Raw genomic sequence first — 19,522 nt, 5'->3', positions numbered from 1 at the left:
CCTCGTCAGCGTGGGCGGGCCATGGCTCGGCGGCGCTCGGCCTCCTCGACCAGGGCCGCCGGGACGTCCAGGTGCCGGCCGGCGCCGTGGGCCTCGTCGTACTCCAGATCGCCGGCGGTGTCGAACTCGGGACCGGTCGTGTCGCCCGGCCGCGGCAGGCGGGTGTCCGGCTCGTCGTGCGCATCGGTCATGTTCTCGTTCTACCCCCGCTCGGGCACCGGAACCACCGTTCCCCGCGGATTCGGCGGGGAACGGTGGTTCCCGTCCTTCCGGTGGGCGCCGCCCCGGTGGTGGCGCCTTCGCGGTCCGGACTCGTCGGATGTCGACGATGATTGATTCCCTTGGGGGGTTCGTCTCCCCCGCCGGAGGGAGTCGCCGGTCGGGCGGCGGCTCCGGCCCGGGTCGGTGTGAGCCGGCTGACGCGGGGTTGACTCTGCCCCAGGGGCAGGGTTCAGCCTGGTTGCAGCGGCGGAGAACGCCGCGGATGGATCCGGGAAGGGATGGGTATGCGAGCGATGTGTGGTGGATCGGGACATCCGGCTGGCAGTACAAGGACTGGCGTCCGCCCAAGGGCGCCGGGGACACCGGGTTCCTCTATCCGGCGGCGCTGCCGCAGCGGCTCTGGCTGGAGCATTACGCGGAGCGGTTCGCCACCGTCGAGGTGAACAACGCGTTCTACCGGCTGCCCGAGCGGGAGACGTTCGCCGCCTGGCGGGAGCGCACACCGGAGGGCTTCGTCGTCGCCGTCAAGATGAGTCGCTACTTGACGCACATCAAGCGGCTGCGCGAGCCGGCCGAGCCGGTGGCCCGGTTCCTGGACCGGGCCGAGGGGCTGGGCGACAAGCTCGGCCCGGTGCTGCTGCAACTGCCGCCGAACCTCAAGGCCGATCTCGGGGCGCTGGACGAGACGCTGTCCCGCTTCCCGGCCGGGGTGCGGGTGGCCGTCGAGCCACGGCACGAGAGCTGGTTCACCGCCGGCTGCGAAGAACTGCTCCGGCGGTACGGGGCGGCGCTCTGCTGGGCGGATCGGAAGGGCCGCCCGGTGACGCCGCTGTGGCGCACCGCGGACTTCGGCTATCTGCGCTTCCACGAGGGTGCGGCGCGGCCGTGGCCTCGCTACGGGCGGTCCGCCCTGGGGACGTGGCTGGATCGGATGGAGGCCGACGGCGTACGGGAGTGGTTCGTCTTCTTCAACAACGACCCCGGTGGCGCCGCCGTGATCGACGCCGGTGTCCTGGCGCGGATGGCAGTGCGGCGCGGCATCCCGGTCAGCCGCGTGCCGGACGTCCGCTCGCGCCCGGCCACGCCGCGCTGATCACGGGTCAGGAGCTGACCGCGTCAGGATCCGGGCGCTGATTCGGCGCCGTCGCCCAGCAGATCGAGGAGAGTTGTCGCGTTCCGCTGGGCATAATCGCCGAGACAATTGTTCATCAGCACGTGCGTGCTCTTCGCCTGATCGGCGAGGGACCGCAGTTTCGGCGCCCACTCGGCAAGTTCCTCGTCGGAATAGCGATAGCCGAACTTCTCCTGGATGTCCTTGCTCGTCCACTTGTCGCTGTGCCCGTGGAATCGCACGACCGCCAGATCAGCCGTCGCCTCCAGCACCGGTGGCACCGACGACTTGTACCCCTGAGGCATGTCCACGGCAACGTACGGAAGGTGGTGAGCCCGCAGGAATTCCAGCGTCTCCCCCTGATTTCCGCCCTCGAACCAGCTGGCGTTGCGGAACTCGAACACCGGCCGGAACGCCCTGCACCGGGCCGTAACCTCCAGAAGGTATTCCTTGTTGGACCTACTGATGCCGAACCACGGCGGGAACTGGAACAGCAGCGCCCCCAGCTTGCCGGCCGAGGCCAGCGGGTCGAGCGCGGTCAGGAACCGGCTCCAGACATCCTCGTACGTCTGCGGCGGGAGGTCCTGGGGGTAGACGTTCTTCTTGTCCGTCTCCGGCCGCAGGTCCTTGTAGAGCGCGGAAACCCTGGTCGGATGCCCGGTCAGCAGACTGAACGCCTTGATGTTGAAGGTGAACCCGTCCGGCGTGCGGTCGGCCCACAGCTGCGTGGTCCGCTCGTTCGGCGGCCCGTAGTACGTCGAGTCCACCTCGACGATCGGGAACTGCCGCGCGTAGTACGCCAGGCGCCGCTCCGGGTTGTCCGCGGCCGGCGGGTACCACCCCGACTCGATCAGCGTCTTGTCGGTCCACCCGCACGTCCCGATCCGGATCTGTCCCATGCCTCCCCGGTGCCCGCTCCCGCCCCCACGGAAACGGGCACCCGCCGGCACCGCGAACGGTGCCGGGACGCCTCAGCTGGCCCGGCGCTCGCGGACCTGCTTGCAGTTCACGCACGTGGTCGCCGACGGGAACACCTCGAGCCGCTCCACCGGGATCGGGTTCGAGCAACCCTCACAGTTCCCGTACGTCCCGTCCTCGAGCCGCTGCATCGCATATTCCGCCTGGGTCCGGCGGTCGAGCAGCGTCCGCAGCAGCGACCCGGCCGCGTCGCGCTCGGCCGTCTTGGACCCGCTGTCGGCCTGGTCGTCCCCGGCCGAGTCACCGATCTCGACCAGCCGCAGCCGATGGCTCTGCGCGACGGCCTCCTCGTACTCCGCGTCGAGCTCCTCGAACCTGGTCCGCAGGAGCACCCGGATCTGCTCGACCTCATCGGTGGAACGTCGATTCACCGCGCTACCGCCCTTACCGGCCACAACCGCTCCGTTGACGAGCATGCAGTCCCCCTGCCCTTCCCTCAGCCCAGCCGGCGGGTTCCCGGTCCGGCTTGTGGAGCCGCCTGATACCCACCGACGGAGGTCCCAAACGAGACCCCCGCAAAAAAGTAACCGGAGCATAACTGTCAGTGGTCGGTTCCGCCACGGACTCGGCCCACGGGTCTTGTGCCAACGATCACCCTCAGGGTCAGTCCAGGGCTGTGACCAGGGCCGGACGCCGTGGATCGTCGAAGCGGACCACCACGTCCGCGAACGTTTCCGGGGCCACCTCGTCCACATATCGGGCGAACGCCGGCAACGTCCACCGAGCTTCCGCGGGGGTCCGCCGGTCCAGCGCGGCGGCCGTGAGCTCAAGGTGGACGGTGAAGTCGAACGGCAGCCCGGAGCCGAGCAGCAACGGCCCGCTGACCAGCACGATCGCGTTCCGCGGCAGGTCCTGGTAGGGCTCCCGCGCGGCCCGGTCGGTCTCGGCGTTCCACAGCCGGGTGACGACGCGCCCGCTGCCTCCGGGCCCGGCCGGGTCGAGCACTTCACGGATCAGCCCGGCCTCGTCGAACCAGCCGGCGTAGAACGAGTCCGGGTTGGCCCGCCCGAATTCCAGCCGGACCGACGCCGGCCGCAGAAAGTCCCTGGTGTCGACGCGCACGGCCGGTCGCCCGAGGACCCGCAGCGGGTCGACGAGCGCATCGGCGAGCCGGTCCGGCCCGGCCGCGTCGGCCCCGTCCACGGCCACCCGGACCCTCCTGTCGGATTCCCGACCGGCCAGCCGCTCCGTCAGATCATGGACGAGGACCTCGAACGAGACGGGTGTGGCGCGCATGCCTCAATCGTGCGGCATGATCGTCACCCGGGCGTCGTCGGCCAGCCGGTAGCCCACGCCGTAGACGGTGGTGACCGCGGGCACGCTGGCGCCGAGCTTGAGCCGCAGCCGCCGGACGTGCACGTCGACGGTGCGTTCCCCGGCCCGCTCGTAACCCCACACCCCGGCGAGCAGCTGGGCCCGGCTGAACACCCGGCGCGGCCGCTCGGCCAGGTAGAGCAGCAGGTCGAACTCGAGCCGGGTGAGCGGGACCGCCTCGCCTTCGAGCAGCACCTGGCGGGAGCCGGTCAGCAGCCGCACCTCGGGGCCACTGGGGACGGGCTCGGGCTCCGGCTCGGCCGGCACGGCGGCCGATTCCACGGTGACCGTGCCGCGGCTCAGCTCGACGAGCTCACGGACGGCGGCGAGCAGGCGGTGCGCCTGCGGGGAGACCGCGTCGCCGGTGAGCGGAATGGCGAGCGTCACGGTCAGCGCCGGTTCGGAGCGCCGGTTGCCCGGACCGCGGCCCGGTCCGGCAGATCGACGATCGGCTCGCGGCGACAATGCGCTGACCGGCATTGATTGATCCCCCAAAGAAATTTGTTACGGCAAGCGAATACGAGTGATCACTGTGCGTAAAGCGCGCCTGATATTTCCGGTCGGCCGCTTTCCGGGTCAAGCCACGATCCACAGTGTGAGAAAGACGTTCCATATTGTTCCCGGTAACACGAATGCATTCCGGTAACGCTTTCTGTCAGCCTCATTAAGCATTGCCGAACCTCATGCGTCTGAGCTGGGCCGGAACAACACGAAGGGGGCGTCACGCTCGCGCGACGCCCCCGAAAACCAAACGAACGTGAAATCAGCCACCCGAGGTGAGTCGGCGGCCCACAGCCGCGATCAACCGGTCCAGCTCGGAACCGAACGGGTTGTCGTGCACCAGGTACGTCCACGTCGCGCTCGGCCGGACGATCTCGGCCCGATCCGGCTCCCAGCCGTCGGTGAGATCGACCTCCTCGAACGTCTCGATGGTCCGCTCCTCCACCTTCGTCAGCAGATCCTGGAACGCCGGAACCGCCGACCGGTGGAATTCGTCCAGCGGGTCGAGCTTGCCCAGCGCCCGCAGGTGCACGCCCTCCCGCACCTCCGACAGGTACGCCAGGTGGTCGGCCCAGAGCCGGTCCAGGTGGAAGAGCGCGATCGCCCGGGCCGCGTCGGAGAGCACGTCCTCGTCGGTCTCCTTGGCCTTCTCCGGCGACTTCTCCAGCAGCATGATCGCGGCCACCTCGGAGGTGAGCAGACGCTCGCGCCGCTCGGCCAGCAGCAGGCGCTGCTGCTCGATCACCACGCTGTAGCGCCAGGTGTTGCGGTGGATCTCGTGGTTGACGCCCTCGGCGACCCGCTGGGCGTGCTCGACCGCGTAGTCCACCTGCGCGTCGTGCACGACGCCGTCCATGTCCATCCGCGGCGACGCCGGCAGGATCTCGCCCGCGTGCCGGGAGACCAGCTCGTCCTCCAGGCTGACGAAGAAGACCGAGGCACCCGGGTCGCCCTGGCGGCCGGCCCGGCCCCGCAGCTGGTCGTCGACGCGGCGGCTGTCGTGGCGGCCGGCGCCGATCACGTACAGCCCGCCCAGCTCGACGACCTTGTCGCGGTCCTTCTCGTCGCTGCCGCCGAGGCGGATGTCGACGCCACGGCCGGCCATCTGGGTGGAGACGGTGACCGCGCCGACCGCGCCGGCCTCGGCGATGATCGACGCCTCCTCGGCGTCGTTCTTGGCGTTCAGCACGTTGCTCGGCACACCGGCCTCGGCCAGCTGCTCGGCGAGCCGCTCGGACGCCTGCACGTCCAGGGTGCCGATCAGCACCGGGCGGCCCTTGTCGTGCGCGATCTTGATCTCCTCGACGAGCGCCTCGTCGCGGGTGTCGTGCGCGGAGTAGATCCGGTCCGGGTCGTCCTCACGGATGTTGGGGGTGTTCGACGGGACGACCGCCACCTCGAGGTTGAAGTACTCCCGGAGCTGCTCACCGACGTGCACCGCGGTCGCCGTCATGCCGCAGACCGTGGTGTAGAGCGCGATGTACGCCTGCACCGTGACGGTGTTCAGCACCTCGCCCTCGGCGGTCGCGGACAGCCCCTCCTTGGCCTCGACGGCCGCCTGCAGCCCGTCCGGCCAGCGGCGGCGCTGGGCGACACGGCCGCGCATCTCGTCGATCAGCTCGACGCCACCGTTACGGACGATGTAGTCCACGTCCCGGCGCAGCAGGGCGTGCGCGTGCAGCGCGACGTTCACCGCGGACAGGTGCTCGACCTGGTCGTCCGCGTACAGGTCGATGCCGCCGAGCTGCTCCTCGATGTTCTTCAGGCCGGCCTCGGTGAAGGCGACGCTGCGCCCGTCCTCGGCGACCTCGTAGTCCTTGCCGTTGCGCAGGCCCTTGACCAGCTCGGCGGCCTCGTGCACCGGGTCGCTCTCGGTGTTCGTCGAGCCGGCCAGCACCATCGGCACGCGAGCCTCGTCGATCAGGATCGAGTCGGCCTCGTCGACGATCGCGGTGGCCAGCTCGCGCTGCACCCGGTCGGCCACGTCGGTGACCAGCTGGTCGCGCAGGTAGTCGAAGCCGGCCTCGGAGACGGACACGTAGGTGACGTCCGCCGCGTACGCCTCCCGGCGCTCCTCCGGCGTCATCGACTCGGTCACCGAGCCGACGGTCAGGCCGAGCAGCGTGTAGATCGGCTCCATCCACTCGGCGTCGCGCTTGGCCAGGTAGTCGTTGACCGTCAGCACGTGCACCGGGCCGTTGCCCAGGCGGGTGTGCCCGTAGGCCGCGATCGTGGCGGTGAGCGTCTTGCCCTCACCGGTGGCCATCTCCGCGACCCGCCCGGAGAGCAGGGCCATCGCGCCGAGGAGCTGGACGTCGTACGGCCGCTGGTTGATCGCCCGGCGAGCGGCCTCCCGGCCCACCGCGCAGATCTCCGTGAAATCCGACGCCTCGCGCGCGGCGTCGGTCAGCGCCGCGTCGTCCAGCTCCTTCAGAGCCTCCTCGCGGGCCTCGATCGAGTCCAGGCGCTTCGACAGCGGGCCGAGGTCCACAGTCGTGCCGGGACGCTGCAAAAACTTGCGGAATCGGTTCTTCAAACGCTGCGACACACCCATGGCGCGCAACGGTACTTTATTTCGCTGGTGCCCATCCGCCGGACTCCCGCGCGCCGTCCGGACGAGATTCGCCCACGAGCGGTGGTTTGCCTGCCCATCACGCCGGGCACCTGCTCTCTCGACTCGACCTCACCGGAAGGAGGCCTGATGCCCAGCCAGCTTGTCTGCCGGCCGGAACGCGACCTTCCGGTGGCCGTGCTGACCGTCAGCGGCACCCTGGACCATCTCACCGGCGACGCGCTGGGTGCCGCGGTGCGCCGCAGTCTCGCCGTTCAACCGGTGAAACTGCTGCTCGACGTCAGCCGATTAAAGGTGGCCGACCCGTTCGCCTTCGGCACGTTCGGCTCGGTGGTCTGCCAGACCGCGGAGTTCCCGAACGTGCCGATCGTCGTCTGCGGGGCTGATCCGGGCACGTCCGCCGCGCTCGCCACCGTCCCCGGCTGCGCCACCGTCGAGCTCGCCGGCGACTGCGCCACCGCCCTGGCCGAGGCCGGCCGCACCCCGCAGCCCGACCGCGTCCGCGTCCGCCTGCGCCCGGTTCCCGAGGCCTGCCGCCAGGTCCGCAACCTCGTCGTCCAGGCCTGCGCCCGCTGGCACCGCACCGACTTCACCGCGACGGCCGCGTTGATCGCCACCGAACTCGTCGCCAACGTCGTCCGCCACGCGCACACGACCATGGAGTTCACCCTCGGCCACCGCGACGGCCGGATCACGATGGCGGTCCGCGACGGCAGCCGCCACCTGCCGAAAGCCCTCGACCCGGGCCTGACCGACGCCGGCGGCCGAGGCCTGCGCCTGGTCCGCGAACTCTCCGAGAACTGGGGCGTGCTCCCGGTCAGCGACGGCAAAGTCGTCTGGACCCACCTGATCCCGGCCCTGGCCTGACCCCGCCCGCACCTACATTTCCCGATCAAAATCCCTTTTCGGTACGCCATGAAACGCCCGTGCCCCAGCACGGGACGACCCACCTGCGAATCAGCCGGCAGCCCCGCTCGCGCCCCGCGCCCGGCCCCCGTCAGCCCCGCCCGAGCCCCCGCGCCCGGCCCTCCGTCAGCCCGAACCCCGGCGCCCGGCGTTCCGGCAACCCGCGACCAGCAGCCCCGCCGCCGAGCCTCACCAGCAGGTTCACCGCCGTCGGTCGTCCGTGCTGCGGGGCTCCCGAGCGCGCTCTAACGCCGGGGCAGCCCACTGGGCGCGGCTGTCGGATCGTCCGGCGCCGCGTTGTCCGCGACATCCGCCGGCGGGGCAGCGGCGGGACGAGCGGCACCACGACCCGGAAGCCCGGACGGTGCGTTCGAATCGTCCACCGGAGCACCGGCCCCCTCCGCCTGGCCCGCTCCGGCCGACGGCGGGTTGTGCTGCCCCATGTCCGGCGGCTGCAACCCGGGACGCCCCGCCGCAGGCGGATTGTGCTGCCCCATGTCGGGCGGCTGCAGACCCGGCCGGCCACCTGCCGCCGGCGGATTGTGCTGTCCCATGTCGGGCGGCTGCAGACCCGGCCGCGCACCAGGCGCCCCTGCGGACGGCGGGTTGTGCTGCACCATGTCCGGCGGCTGCAGTCCCGGCCGCGCAGCAGCCGCGGACGGGTTGTGCTGCCCCATGTCCGGCGGCTGCAGACCCGGCCGCGCAGCAGCCGCGGACGGGTTGTGCTGCCCCATGTCCGGCGGCTGCAGACCCGGCCGGTTCTGCCCCGCTCCCGGAACCTGACCGACCGCCCCATGCCCCACCGCCGGCCCTTGACCCGTCGCCGCCGGCCCCTGACCCGTCGCCGCCGGCCCCTGGCCCGTCGCCGCCGGCATCTGGCCCGCTCCGGGAGCCGTCGCCGCCGGCGCCTGACCCATCCCCGGCGCCATCCCGGCCGGCGCCTGACCCATCCCGGCCGGCATCTGACCAGCCGCAGGCGGCCCAGCCGGAGCGTGCGGCGCGGCCCCGGTCATCACAGCCGCGGACGGCAGATAGTCCCCACCGGCCGGATGCGGCATGACACCCGGCGGCTGAGCCACACCCTGCATCCCCGGCGGCACCATCCCGGGGACCGCAGCGGGCATCCCCTGATCCATTCCCGGGAAGCCCGGCTGCGCCATTGCCCCGCCCGGCCGAGCAGAACGGACGAAGCGCGGCGCATCCAACGGACTGTTCTGCTGGCTGTACGCCGAACCCGGCGCAGCAACCCTCTCATCGAACCCCGGCAACACCCCACCCTGCGGCGCAGCAGCAGTGAACGACTCCCCCGCCACCGGCCCCGCAGCCCGGGGCTGAGCCGCTCCCCCGCCGAGATCCACGGGTGCACCACCCTGCTCCGCAGCCGCCGCCGAGGCACCACCGTGCCCAGCGGCCGTCATCGGGTCGCCTCCCGGTGCCGTCCAGACCTGTTCCGGTTGAGCCTCGGCGGGCGGCGAGGTAGCCCACGGCGCAGTACCCGGCCCAGTCCCGACCGCCTGCGCCGTCCCCGGACCCTCAACCCCACCGACGGCCGCACCAGGTCCCTGCGGCCCACCGCCCGACGGCATCCCACTCGGGCCGGCACCGGGCTGCCCCAGGCCCGACGGCACCCCGCTCAGCCCCGCACCCGCGCCCGACGGCACCCCGCTCAGCCCCGCACCCGCGCCCGACGGCACCCCGCTCAGCCCCGCACCCGCTTGCCCGCCGAGTTCGCCGGGCCCCGCACCAGCCTGCTCGCCAAGCCCGCTGGGCCCCACGCCCGGAAGCCCCGAACCGGCCTGCCCCACGATCCCGGCGATTCCCACAGCCTCGGCATGCCCCGTCCCGCCCGGCGCTGCTGGCCCACCGGAGATACCGGCCGGTGCCGCACCCGGGGCACCCTCCACCGGCGGCCACGCCTTCAAGCCACTCCCGGTGCTCGCCTCACCAGCATCCGGACCCGCCGCCGGCCACGGCGCCGGACCGCTGCCGGTAGCCGCCTCAGCCATCGGTTCCGCCGCCGGCCAGGGCCGCAGCCCTTCCGCAGCCGGCTCCGCGGCGGGCCGAGCCGTGAGCCCACTGCCGGCCCCCTCACCACTGGCGTCAGCCGCGGGCCACGGCTTCGAGCCACTCCCCGCAGTCCCTTCGCCGGGACGCGGCTCGGCGGCAGGCCACGCCTTCAGGCCGCTGACCGCAGCCTCGTCACCACCGGCAGGCCCGGCCGCAGGCCACGGCTTCAACCCGCTTCCCGCCGCCGCTTCACCACCAGCGGGCTCCGCCGCAGGCCACGGCTTCAACCCGCTTCCCGCCGCCGCTTCACCACCAGCGGGCTCCGCCACAGGCCAAGCCGTCAACCCACTGCCGGAAGCCGCCTCGCCACCGGTGTCAGCCGCGGGCCACGGCTTCAGGCCGCTACCCGCAGGCGCCTCACTCGCCGGCGGCAAGGGCGCGGACCGGGGCTCAGCAGGCTCCGAGACAGCCCAAGGCTTCAGCCCGCCACCCGCGGGCGCTGCCTCGATCGGCGCCGACCACGGCTTCAGTTCCCCGGCCGCGGGCGGCTCGGTGACCTGCCAAGCCTTCAGCCCTGACTCCTGCTCGTCCCCAGGGGCCGCGAGGTCCCCACGGCCGGACCCCACCCCAGCGGATCGGGAGTCCGGCGGCAGCCAGCTGCTCAGATCACTCGCGTTGCCACCTTCGGACCAGGCCAGCTGACCCCCACCGGCCCCGAACCCGGACGCAGCCGAGCCGGACTCGGACCAAGCCTGCCGGCCGCCCGCCTCAGGCCCGCTTCCGGCCGAGGGCCCGCTCCCCGCCGAGAACCCACTGCCGGCCGACAACCCGGTCCCCGCCGACAACCCGGTCCTCGACAACGGCCCGCTTCCGGCGGACGGCCACGAATCGCCGTCATCACCACCGGAACCGGCGAACCCGGCAGTTCCCTCGGACGGCGCCACCCCCGGGAGCCCGATCCCCCCGGCAGCCCACGGCGCAGGCGACGACGGAGCCGCATGGGCTCCTCTCCGGCCGCTCTCCGCTTCCCCGCTCCACCCTTGGGTCCGGTTGACTTCCGGCCCGGCATGACGCCCGCTACGCGCCGGCGGCTCTTCCGGCACCCTCGGACCACCCGCGGACGGTGCACCGTTCGTACCATTGCTCGCTGTTTGCGAAATAAAACCGGGACCGGCATTGCCTCCTGGTCCCCCACCGCCCGCGATCCCCCCGGCGCTCGGCCCGGCATTGCGCAACAGCCCGCCCAGCCGCGATTCGGTCCACGATTCCGCAGGTGAAACTGGTGAAACTGGTGAAGCCGGTGAGACGAAGGAGGCCGGCGAGAACTCCGCGAGCGACGCATCCGGCGAGGTCGGCCTCGGCCCGGGCCGGAACGCCGGTGCTCCCGCCTGCGGCGCGAAGGCCACCCGGGTCGCCGCGATCAGCCCGGACGCCTCCATCAGCCCGGCGGCCGCGAGCACCTCGGCCGCGGCCTGCCCGGATCGGCACGGCGGCTCTTCTCCGCAGGCCGGGCAGCGGGTGAGCCCCTCGTCAACAGGGTGGGCGTTGATCATCTCCCGCGCGGTACGCGCCAGCACACTGTCCGGATTGACGTAGTTCGTCGGTGCCACTGGTCTCCGCCCCCCGCCCGCACTTTTCGCGAGACTCGTCGTCCAGTTCACCCCGGCGGGTACCCCGGAAGGGCGAGTTTCCGCAGATCGGTGGGTTGTCGGCGGGAATTGCCCGGTATCCGGCGCGGGTCCCGTCGCCGGTTGGTAAGGAGAAGAAGATCAGGATTTAACCATTCACTCACGGTGCGCATCCGAGCCCACTCCGTAACATTGAGGAACATCCAGGAGGTGATCCCCCATGGACGACACCGAGCTGCAGCGCGAGCGGATCCTCCGGCACGTCAGCCCGATCATCACCGGCCGGTTCATCGGCTTCCAGGCCTCGTACACGCGGGAGGTGCGGGTCGGGCGGCCCCTGGCGATCGCGGTGTTCCTCACCGCCGGCATCGCCCAGCTGCTGGCCTCGCTGCTGCGGATGAAACCGGCCCGGCGCAGCCTGCGGGAGCTGCGCAGCGGCCCGGAGTTCCTGGTCACGCCGGTCCGGCTGCGTGACGATCTCGGGCAGACCTACGAGATCGAGATGCACGGCCAGCTGCCACAGTCGGCCCTGCACCGCGGGGATCTCGTGCAGGTGCGCACGGAGCCGCAGAGTGACCGTACCCTGCCGGTGAAGCTGACCCAGGTGGTGAACCTGACCACGATGCAGCCGCTCACCCCGCGCATCCCGACTCGCTGGTCCCACCTCGGCCCGGCAATGTTGCTGCAGGCCACCGCCGGTCTTGCCGTCGTCGCCGCGCTGATGTTCGTCCTGTTCCACTGACCGGACGCCGGGGCGTAGGAAACGTGACGATCGGGTACCGGGGCGTCCATGCTCGACGCACGGTTAACCACCACCCGTAAATGCCGCTCTCCGAGGATGAGAAGAGGCATCGACAGCGGTAATCATGAGTCCGGGGGGACCGCTGCGACGACGCCCGTTCTCCCTCACCGCTGACGGCTGAAGAAGGTGGTGCCCGGTGGGCGAAAAAGTCGACAAGACGGAATTCTCCCGGGAAGACCGGACCCGGTACCGGCAGAAGGTCCGCCGGAGTCTGGACGTGTTCGCGACGATGCTGCGCGAGTCCCGTTTCGACTTCGAACGGCAGATGACCGGCATGGAGATCGAACTCAACCTGATCGACGGCGACGCCGACCCAGCGTTCCGGAACTCCGAGGTGCTCGGTGCCATCGCCGACCCCGACTTCCAGACCGAACTGGGCCAGTTCAACATCGAGATCAACCTGCCTCCCCGGCGGCTCGGCGGTGACGACATCGCCGACCTGGAGAAGAGCCTGCGGGCCAGCCTCAACCACGCCGAGGGCAAAGCCCGGACCGTCGGCGTGCACATGGTCACCATCGGGATCCTGCCGACGCTGCGCCGGGAACACCTGACCGGGGACTCGCTCTCCGCCAACCCGCGGTACGCACTGCTCAACGAGCAGATCTTCGCGGCCCGCGGTGAGGACCTGGACATCCGGATCGACGGGGTGGACCGGCTGGCGGTCACCACCGACACGATCGCGCCCGAGGCGGCGTGCACCAGCACCCAGTTCCATCTGCAGGTCAGTCCGGCCCAGTTCGCGGCGTACTGGAACGCGTCCCAGGTGATCTCCGGGATCCAGGTGGCGCTCGGCGCGAACTCGCCGCTGCTGTTCGGGCGGGAACTGTGGCGGGAGACCCGGATCCCGCTCTTCGAACAGGCCACGGACACGCGGTCGGAGGAGATCAGGGCCCAGGGCGTACGGCCGCGGGTGTGGTTCGGGGAACGCTGGATCACCAGCGTCTTCGACCTGTTCGAGGAGAACGTCCGGTACTTCCCGGCACTGTTGCCGATCTGCGACGAGGACGACCCCGCCGACCTGCTGGAGCGCGGCGAGGTCCCGGCGCTGAGCGAGTTGCGGCTGCACAACGGGACCGTCTACCGCTGGAACCGGCCGATCTACGACGTGGTCAACGGGCGGCCGCACCTGCGGGTGGAGAACCGGGTCCTCCCGGCCGGGCCGACGGTCGCGGACACGATCGCGAACGCCGCGTTCTACTACGGGCTGGCGCGCAGCCTCGCCGAGGCCGAACGCCCCGTCTGGACGCAGCTGAGCTTCCGGGCGGCCGAGGAGAACTTCCACGCCTGCGCCCGCCACGGCATCGACGCCAGCGTGTTCTGGCCCGGCGTCGGCACGGTGCCGGTGACCGAGTTGGTGCTGCGCCGGCTGCTGCCGCAGGCGGCCGACGGGCTCGACCGCTGGGGCGTCTCGCCGGACCAGCGCGACCGCCTGATGGGCATCATCGAGCAGCGCTGCCTGCGCCAGCAGAACGGCGCGTCGTGGCAGGTCGACACGCTGCACGAACTGGAGAAGCAGGGCGCCGACCGGCAGCGGGCGCTGCACGAGATGCTGCGGCGGTACCTCCCGCTGATGCACGAGAACATCCCGGTCCACGAGTGGCCGATCTCCGCCTGACGCCCGAGGCCGCTCCTGGCTGAGCTCACCACGATTTCCCGGTACGGCCTGAGCCCACCCGCCGTGCCGGGAGATCGACCGGCCGGAGCCGCCGGCCCCGCGCCACGACCCCGGTCCAGCGGCCACGCCACGAAGCCCCCGGCGGCCTCCCCCGGCGCCCGCTCAGCGGCCGTCTCGGTCGCGTTCGGCGCCGCCGGGCGTCGCCGCTCAGCGGCCGCCTCGGCCGCATCCAGCGCCGCCCGGCGTCGCCGCTCAGCTCTCCGCCGATCCCGCGATCGCCACCGTCACCCCGCCGAGAATCCGCTTGGGCAGGATCAACACGGTCCCCGCCCCCGCCGCGAGCAGCGCAGCAGCCTCGGCCACGCTCGGCGTCCCCACCGCCGCAGCCACCCGCCCGCTCAACACCACAGGCTCACGCCCGGCAGCGCCCCCAGCCGGCCCGGCAGCACCCCCAGCCGGCCCGGCATCACCGGCACCCAGCCCGGCGCCGCCGCCGCCCAGCGAGGCAGCGGTCCCCGCCGACCCGGCAACAGCCTCGGCCAACTCGGCGGCGGTGAACGCGACCAGCCCCCACCCGAAGCCCTCAGCCATCAACCGGAAGCCCGCCTCAGCCGCCCGCCGATCAAGAGTGGCCACCGTGCTCACCCGCGCCCGCCCCACCGCGGCCTCGGCCAGCGCCGCCTCAACCGCGGCAACCAGAACCGCCGGGCCGACGCCCGCCCGAGCCCCCACTCCGACAGCGATCACTCCGGCGCCGTCACCCCCGCTGCCGCGCGCACCAGCCGCGAGGCGAACCCCCGATGCCCCGCCCAGTGCAGATGCAGGTAGGAGGCATGGATCGCCGCCGACGCGAACCCTTCCGGGTCAGCCCCGCGCCACGCCCACGCCGCCTCCGAGGCCGGCGACAGCAGCACCCCGGACCGCGGATGCACCGTGGTCCGGTGGAACTCGTGCCCGGTCACCCGGGTGCCGGCCGGCGCGAGCGGGCTGTCGGACAGCGCCACCGCGTCCCTGTACCCCAGCGTCAGGGTGGGGGTCATCGCCGCTTCGGCGTCCAGGACGCCGCACATCGGAGCGCCGTCCAGCGTGCGGCACAACCACAGCAGCCCGGCGCACTCGGCCGCGATCGGGTGCCCGGCCGTCGCGAGTTCCCGCACCGATTTACGGAGCGGCTCGTTGGCGGAGAGCTCCGCCGCATACACCTCCGGGAAGCCACCGCCGACGACCAGCGCGCGAGCACCGTCGGGCAGGGACTCGTCGCGCAGCGGGTCCACGATCACCACTTCGGCGCCGGCCCCGGCCAGGAGTTCGGCCGTCTCGGCATAGGCGAAGGAGAACGCCGGCCCGCCCGCGAGCGCGACGACCGGGCGGCCCGCGACCGGTTCCGCCTCCTGCGGTGTCCACGGCTCCGCGTCCAGGGGCGGCGCCGTCCGCGCGACCGCGGCCACCGCGTCCAGGTCGACGGCGGCGGCGACCAGGGCGGCGAGTGCGTCGACCGAGGCCAGGGCTTCGGAGCGGCGCTCGGCGGCCGGGACCAGCCCGAGGTGCCGGCTGGGGGCCGCGACGGCGTCGGCCCGGCGCAGCGCGCCCAGCACCGGCGTGCCGACCTCTTCGCAGGCGTCGCGCAGGATCTGCTCGTGCCGGTCGGAGCCGACCCGGTTGAGGATCACCCCGGCCAGCCGGACCGTGCCGAAGCTGCGGAACCCGTGCACCACCGCCGCGATCGACCGGCCCTGCGCGGCGGCGTCGACGACCAGGATCACCGGCGCCTGCAGCAGCTCGGCGACCTGCGCGGTGGACCCGGTCTCACCGGCCCCGGTACGCCCGTCGTAGAGCCCCATCACGCCCTCGACGATCGCCAGCTCGGCACCCTGCGCGCCGTGCGCGAAGAGCGGGCCGACGAGGTGCTCGCCGACCAGCACCGGGTCGAGGTTGCGCCCCGGACGCCCGGCGGCCAGCGCGTGGTAGCCCGGGTCGATGTAGTCCGGCCCGACCTTGAACGGCGCCACCGGCACGCCGCGCCGGGCGAACGCCGCGAGCAGCCCGGTGGCCACGGTCGTCTTGCCGTGCCCGGAGGCCGGCGCGGCGATCACCACCCGTGGAGTCGTCACCATTCGATGCCCTGCTGTCCCTTGCGACCCGCGTCCATCGGATGCTTGATCTTGGTCATCTCGGTCACCAGGTCGGCCGCCCCGATCAGGTCGGGGTGCGCGTCCCGCCCGGTGATCACGACGTGCTGCGTGCCGGGCCGGTCGTTCAGCGTCTCGATCACGTCGGCGACGTCCACCCAGCCCCACTTCATCGGGTAGGTGAACTCGTCCAGCACGTAGAACTTGTACGTCTCCGCCGCCAGGTCACGCTTGATCTGCGCCCAGCCCTCGGCGGCCTCGGCGGCGTGATCCCGCTCCGTCCCGGCGCGCTGGATCCAGGACCAGCCCTCGCCCATCTTGTGCCAGGTCACGGGCGTGCCGTTGACGCCGTCGAGCGCTTTGAGGGCGGACTCCTCGCCGACCTTCCACTTCTGCGACTTGACGAACTGGAACACGCCGATCGGCCAGCCCGCGCTCCACGCCCGCAGCGCCATCCCGAACGCGGCCGTCGACTTCCCCTTGCCGGGCCCGGTGTGCACGGCGAAGACCGCCTGTCGCCGGCGCTGCCGCGTCGTCAGCCCGTCGTCGGGCACGGTCGTCACTTTCCCCTGCGGCATCTCAACCCTCTCCCGTACGCGGATCCGCCCGCACCAGGCATCCGCTGACCATTTCCGGTCAGCGGCCTTTCATCGTTGTCGATCGGTAACAACCATCGCCACGTCGCTCTCCTCGTCTCGTCCGGCCCGCTGGAACCACCTTCGACCTTGCCCCGGGGGCAGAGTCAAGCGCGGATCGGGACGGATTCGAGGATGCCCGCGATCAGGCGGCGCGGCGGTAGGCTCGGTCCCCCGAGCGGCCCGGGGCAGCGGCCGGCCGGGCCTGCCCGGTGGCCGCTTCCAGCTGCTCGAGCGGCATGACCTCGGCCCGCAGCGCCGCCGCGAGCTTGCGGGCCAGCCCCAGCCGGATCGGGCCGGATTCGCAGTCCACCACCACGGTCGACACCCCGGACAGGGCCGGCGCCAGCCGCAGCGGGTCGGGCCCGCTGGTCGCGCGCCCGTCGGTGACCAGGATCAGCAGCGGGCGCCGGCGCGGGTCACGGCGGCGTTCGGTCGCGATCGTGCGAGCGGCGGCGCGCAGCCCCGCGGCCAGCGGCGTCCGGCCCCCGGTCCGCAGCGCGGCGAGCCGCATGACCCCCACCTCGTGACTCGACGTCGGCGGCAGCACCACGTCCGCGTCGCTCCCCCGGAACGTGATCATCCCGATCCGGTCCCGCCGCTGGTAGGCGTCCCGCAGCAGCGACAGCACGGCCGTCTTGACCAGTGTCATCCGCTTGCGCGCGGCCATCGACCCGGAGGCGTCCACGACGAACAGCACCAGGTTCGCCTCACGCCCGACATGGATCGCCTCCCGCAGGTCACGCGGCTGCACCCCGACGGTCCGGCGCCCGCCGCCGACCCCGGAACCCGGATTTTCCGGTACGACATGAGCAGCACCGTGCCCACCCGGAGCCGCCCCCTGCAGCGCCCCCCGATGGAGAGCCGCCCGCAACGTAGCCGGAAGATGCGGCGCCCCGGCCAGTTTGCCCACGGGTCTGCGCGAGCCGACGACTCGTCCCCGGCGCGCATACGCAGGCGACCGCTTCCCCGCATGCCCCCCGTCCCCACGAGCCGAGATCCGCAGCGCCCGCGGCCGGAAAGCCGCCCCGGCCTGCGCGGGTGACGCCGAGCCCGGCTTCCCCTGACCGGCGTCGCTTTCCTCGGCCGGCCCAGGAGCATCCCCGCCCACCGGCGGATCACCGGGCAGCCGCCCACCCCCGTCCGGCCCACCGTCCGGCCCACCACCCGGTCCACCGCCGTCGGGCCCACCGTCCGGGTCGTCGTCGTCATCGCCGCCGTCCGGCCCGTCCGGCTCGCCGGGTCCCTCCGGCTCCTCCCGGGCGGCGTCCTCCTGAGCCTGCCGTTCAGCCTCGTCAAGAGCCTGGTCCAGCTTCTCCTCGTCGGTCCCGGGCGGGTCGAGCGGGTCGGTCCGGCGACGGTGCGGCAGTGCCAGCCGCGCGGCGTCCGCGACGTCGGTGGCGGTGACCCGGTCACGCCCGTGCCAGGCCGCCAGCGCCACCGCGCATCGCGCCACGACGATGTCGGCGCGCATGCCGTCCACCCCGTACGCCAGGCAGATCCGGGCGATCCGGTCCAACTCGGCGTCGGGCAGTTCGACGGTCGGCAGCACCGCCCGCGCCGCGGCGATCCGTGCCGCACAGTCTCGTTCGTCGGCCGCGAACCGGGCCGCGAAGGCCTCCGGGTCCGCCTCGTAGGCCAGCCGCCGCCGCACGACCTCGGCCCGCATCCCGGCGTCCCGCGGCGCCGCGACCGTGACCACCAGCCCGAACCGGTCGACGAGCTGCGGCCGGGGCTCGCCCTCCTCCGGGTTCATCGTCCCCACCAGCAGGAACCGCGCCGCGTGCTTGACCGACACCCCGTCCCGCTCGACGTGTGCGCGGCCCATCGCCGCCGCGTCCAGCAGCAGGTCCACGAGGTGGTCGGGGAGCAGGTTGACCTCGTCGACGTAGAGCACGCCGCGATGCGCGGCGGCGAGCAGCCCCGGCTCGTACGCCTTCACCCCGTCAGCCAGCGCACGCTGGATGTCGAGCGTGCCCACGACCCGGTCCTCGGTCGCGCCGACCGGCAGTTCCACCAGGGTCGCGGGGCGGTGCGTGGCCGGGGTGTCGGCGGGGTGCGGCCCGTCGGGGCACTCGGGGTCGGGCGCGGCCGGGTCGCAGGCGAAGCGGCAGCCCCGGACCACGGTCACCGGCGGCAGCAGGCTCGCCAGCGCCCGCACGACGGTGCTCTTGGCGGTACCTTTCTCGCCGCGGACCAGGACCCCGCCGACGGCCGGTGACACCGAGGTCAGCAGCAGGGCGAGGCGCAGGTCGTCGAGCCCGACCACGGCCGAGAACGGGTACGGAGTCGTCACAGGATTGTTCCCTCCCGGCGGGTGTCCACGCCCGCACGTCGGCTGTCACGAGCGGCCGGAGTCTCCTGACTCCCGGATCGCCGCTCCCCGCGTCGTGACGTGCCGCCGCGTGTGGTGGATCGCTCCCCGGTCACAGTGGCGGGACCGTCCCGGACTCGCACCGGGTTCCTCCGCTACCGCTCGACGGTCACTCTTTCCTACCGCCGGTATGCCCGTCAAACAGCGATCAGGCAGATCACATGCCCGTCAGGATCGGTCAGCACGGCCTGCCGCTCACCCCACGGCTGGTCCTCGGGCGCGTCCACGACCGTGGCCCCGGCCTTCTCCGCCGCGGCCGTCACCGCGTCCACGTCGCCGACCCGGAAACTGATCGCCACCCCGGCCGGACCCGGCGTGGGAGGCCGCTGATGAAGCATCAGCTCGGTGCTGCTCCCCGGCACGTCCAGCCGCGCCAGGTCCCCGGACCGCGCTGTCACGCCGAGCCCGAGCACGTCCCGATAGAGCCGCAGCGCCCGATCAAGGTCCCCCACCGACACGATGACCCGCTGAAGCCCGACAACACCCACCCCGAAACCCTAACCCCCTTCTTCCCGTACGCCGTGACCCCCGCCCCACCCCACTGCCCGCGAACTCGGCCCGTACCGACCCTCGACCCGGCCCACCCCACCGGCCGGCTCCCCGGGTGGTCAGGAGGCACGAACGGGACGCCGTGGACAGGTCTGTTGCCCTGAGCCCGACCCGCCACGGAGGCCGCCCTTCCGGGCCTCGCGTTCTGGGCCGCCCGCGGCCCTGCGAGGCCCGGAAGG

Annotated in this window: 15 protein-coding genes and 1 riboswitch; of the genes, 4 read left to right on the top strand and 11 right to left on the bottom strand. The window is 72.6% G+C overall.

From position 1 onward, the window contains the following. Positions 1-5: 5 nt before the first annotated feature. Positions 6-191, bottom strand: a complete 186-nt coding sequence (locus ACH442_RS04920; protein WP_396121255.1) for a hypothetical protein — start codon at positions 189-191, stop codon at positions 6-8. A gap of 293 nt (positions 192-484) precedes the next feature. Here ACH442_RS04920 and ACH442_RS04915 point away from each other — a divergent pair, with 293 nt between their 5' ends. Then, entirely contained in the window at positions 485-1,315 is an 831-nt protein-coding gene (locus tag ACH442_RS04915; RefSeq protein ID WP_396121254.1) for a DUF72 domain-containing protein, read from the top strand. 23 nt (positions 1,316-1,338) lie between these two features. Here ACH442_RS04915 and ACH442_RS04910 read toward each other — a convergent pair whose 3' ends face one another. The 5 genes from ACH442_RS04910 to secA2 form a co-directional block, all read right to left on the bottom strand. Then, positions 1,339-2,232 carry a DUF72 domain-containing protein gene (locus ACH442_RS04910; protein ID WP_396121253.1) on the bottom strand — a complete coding sequence of 298 codons (894 nt, stop codon included), beginning with the start codon at positions 2,230-2,232 and terminating at the stop codon, positions 1,339-1,341. 72 nt (positions 2,233-2,304) lie between these two features. Next, positions 2,305-2,727, bottom strand: coding sequence for a TraR/DksA family transcriptional regulator (locus ACH442_RS04905; protein ID WP_396121252.1), 423 nt, complete (start codon positions 2,725-2,727; stop codon positions 2,305-2,307). Between the two features lie 187 nt (positions 2,728-2,914). Further along, complete coding sequence (locus tag ACH442_RS04900; RefSeq protein ID WP_396121251.1) at positions 2,915-3,547, bottom strand: uridine kinase; 633 nt, start codon at positions 3,545-3,547, stop codon at positions 2,915-2,917. Positions 3,548-3,550: 3 nt separating this feature from the next. Continuing rightward, the gene (locus tag ACH442_RS04895; RefSeq protein ID WP_396121250.1) at positions 3,551-4,012 is read right to left on the bottom strand and encodes a winged helix-turn-helix domain-containing protein; all 462 of its coding nucleotides are present in this window, start codon (positions 4,010-4,012) and stop codon (positions 3,551-3,553) included. A gap of 376 nt (positions 4,013-4,388) precedes the next feature. Beyond that, positions 4,389-6,680 carry an accessory Sec system translocase SecA2 gene (secA2, locus tag ACH442_RS04890; RefSeq protein WP_396121249.1) on the bottom strand — a complete coding sequence of 764 codons (2,292 nt, stop codon included), beginning with the start codon at positions 6,678-6,680 and terminating at the stop codon, positions 4,389-4,391. Between the two features lie 147 nt (positions 6,681-6,827). On the opposite strand from secA2, the gene ACH442_RS04885 reads away from it, so the two are divergent. The 3 genes from ACH442_RS04885 to ACH442_RS04875 all read left to right on the top strand — a co-directional run bounded on the left by ACH442_RS04885 (position 6,828) and on the right by ACH442_RS04875 (position 13,656). After that, entirely contained in the window at positions 6,828-7,565 is a 738-nt protein-coding gene (locus ACH442_RS04885) for an ATP-binding protein (RefSeq protein ID WP_396121248.1), read from the top strand. A gap of 3,894 nt (positions 7,566-11,459) precedes the next feature. Beyond that, the gene (locus ACH442_RS04880; RefSeq protein ID WP_396121247.1) at positions 11,460-11,981 is read left to right on the top strand and encodes a hypothetical protein; all 522 of its coding nucleotides are present in this window, start codon (positions 11,460-11,462) and stop codon (positions 11,979-11,981) included. A 196-nt stretch (positions 11,982-12,177) separates the two neighbouring features. Beyond that, positions 12,178-13,656, top strand: coding sequence for a glutamate--cysteine ligase (locus tag ACH442_RS04875; RefSeq protein WP_396121246.1), 1,479 nt, complete (start codon positions 12,178-12,180; stop codon positions 13,654-13,656). 252 nt (positions 13,657-13,908) lie between these two features. Here the strand turns inward: ACH442_RS04875 and ACH442_RS04870 are convergent, their stop codons facing one another. The 5 genes from ACH442_RS04870 to ACH442_RS04850 all read right to left on the bottom strand — a co-directional run bounded on the left by ACH442_RS04870 (position 13,909) and on the right by ACH442_RS04850 (position 19,282). Beyond that, positions 13,909-14,403, bottom strand: a complete 495-nt coding sequence (locus ACH442_RS04870; protein WP_396121245.1) for a cobalamin biosynthesis protein — start codon at positions 14,401-14,403, stop codon at positions 13,909-13,911. Beyond that, positions 14,400-15,770, bottom strand: a complete 1,371-nt coding sequence (locus ACH442_RS04865) for a cobyrinate a,c-diamide synthase (RefSeq protein ID WP_396121244.1) — start codon at positions 15,768-15,770, stop codon at positions 14,400-14,402. The genes ACH442_RS04870 and ACH442_RS04865 overlap by 4 nt, the downstream gene beginning before the upstream one ends. Further along, positions 15,764-16,363: a cob(I)yrinic acid a,c-diamide adenosyltransferase gene (cobO, locus tag ACH442_RS04860; protein ID WP_396121243.1), complete on the bottom strand. Its 600-nt coding sequence runs from the start codon at positions 16,361-16,363 to the stop codon at positions 15,764-15,766. The genes ACH442_RS04865 and cobO overlap by 7 nt, the downstream gene beginning before the upstream one ends. A 202-nt stretch (positions 16,364-16,565) precedes the next feature. After that, entirely contained in the window at positions 16,566-18,716 is a 2,151-nt protein-coding gene (locus tag ACH442_RS04855) for a VWA domain-containing protein (RefSeq protein ID WP_396121242.1), read from the bottom strand. A gap of 58 nt (positions 18,717-18,774) precedes the next feature. Further along, positions 18,775-18,887: riboswitch (cobalamin riboswitch) on the bottom strand. Between the two features lie 44 nt (positions 18,888-18,931). Further along, entirely contained in the window at positions 18,932-19,282 is a 351-nt protein-coding gene (locus ACH442_RS04850; RefSeq protein WP_396121241.1) for a VOC family protein, read from the bottom strand. Positions 19,283-19,522: the final 240 nt, after the last annotated feature.

Source organism: Actinoplanes sp. NPDC020271 (assembly GCF_044388125.1).
Taxonomy (GTDB): Bacteria; Actinomycetota; Actinomycetes; order Mycobacteriales; family Micromonosporaceae; genus Actinoplanes.
Note: the sequence above shows the minus strand (reverse complement) of the source record. Positions and strands in the feature narration are given on the sequence as shown.

Excerpts from the sequence above, each read along its gene's own strand:
- ACH442_RS04910 (WP_396121253.1), bottom strand. The coding sequence starts at position 2,232 with ATGGGACAGATCCGGATCGGGACGTGCGGGTGGACCGACAAGACGCTG.
- ACH442_RS04865 (WP_396121244.1), bottom strand. The coding sequence starts at position 15,770 with ATGGTGACGACTCCACGGGTGGTGATCGCCGCGCCGGCCTCCGGGCAC.
- ACH442_RS04880 (WP_396121247.1), top strand. The coding sequence starts at position 11,460 with ATGGACGACACCGAGCTGCAGCGCGAGCGGATCCTCCGGCACGTCAGC.
- ACH442_RS04900 (WP_396121251.1), bottom strand. The coding sequence starts at position 3,547 with ATGCGCGCCACACCCGTCTCGTTCGAGGTCCTCGTCCATGATCTGACG.
- cobO (WP_396121243.1), bottom strand. The coding sequence starts at position 16,363 with ATGCCGCAGGGGAAAGTGACGACCGTGCCCGACGACGGGCTGACGACG.
- ACH442_RS04885 (WP_396121248.1), top strand. The coding sequence starts at position 6,828 with ATGCCCAGCCAGCTTGTCTGCCGGCCGGAACGCGACCTTCCGGTGGCC.
- ACH442_RS04915 (WP_396121254.1), top strand. The coding sequence starts at position 485 with ATGGATCCGGGAAGGGATGGGTATGCGAGCGATGTGTGGTGGATCGGG.
- ACH442_RS04905 (WP_396121252.1), bottom strand. The coding sequence starts at position 2,727 with ATGCTCGTCAACGGAGCGGTTGTGGCCGGTAAGGGCGGTAGCGCGGTG.
- secA2 (WP_396121249.1), bottom strand. The coding sequence starts at position 6,680 with ATGGGTGTGTCGCAGCGTTTGAAGAACCGATTCCGCAAGTTTTTGCAG.
- ACH442_RS04920 (WP_396121255.1), bottom strand. The coding sequence starts at position 191 with ATGACCGATGCGCACGACGAGCCGGACACCCGCCTGCCGCGGCCGGGC.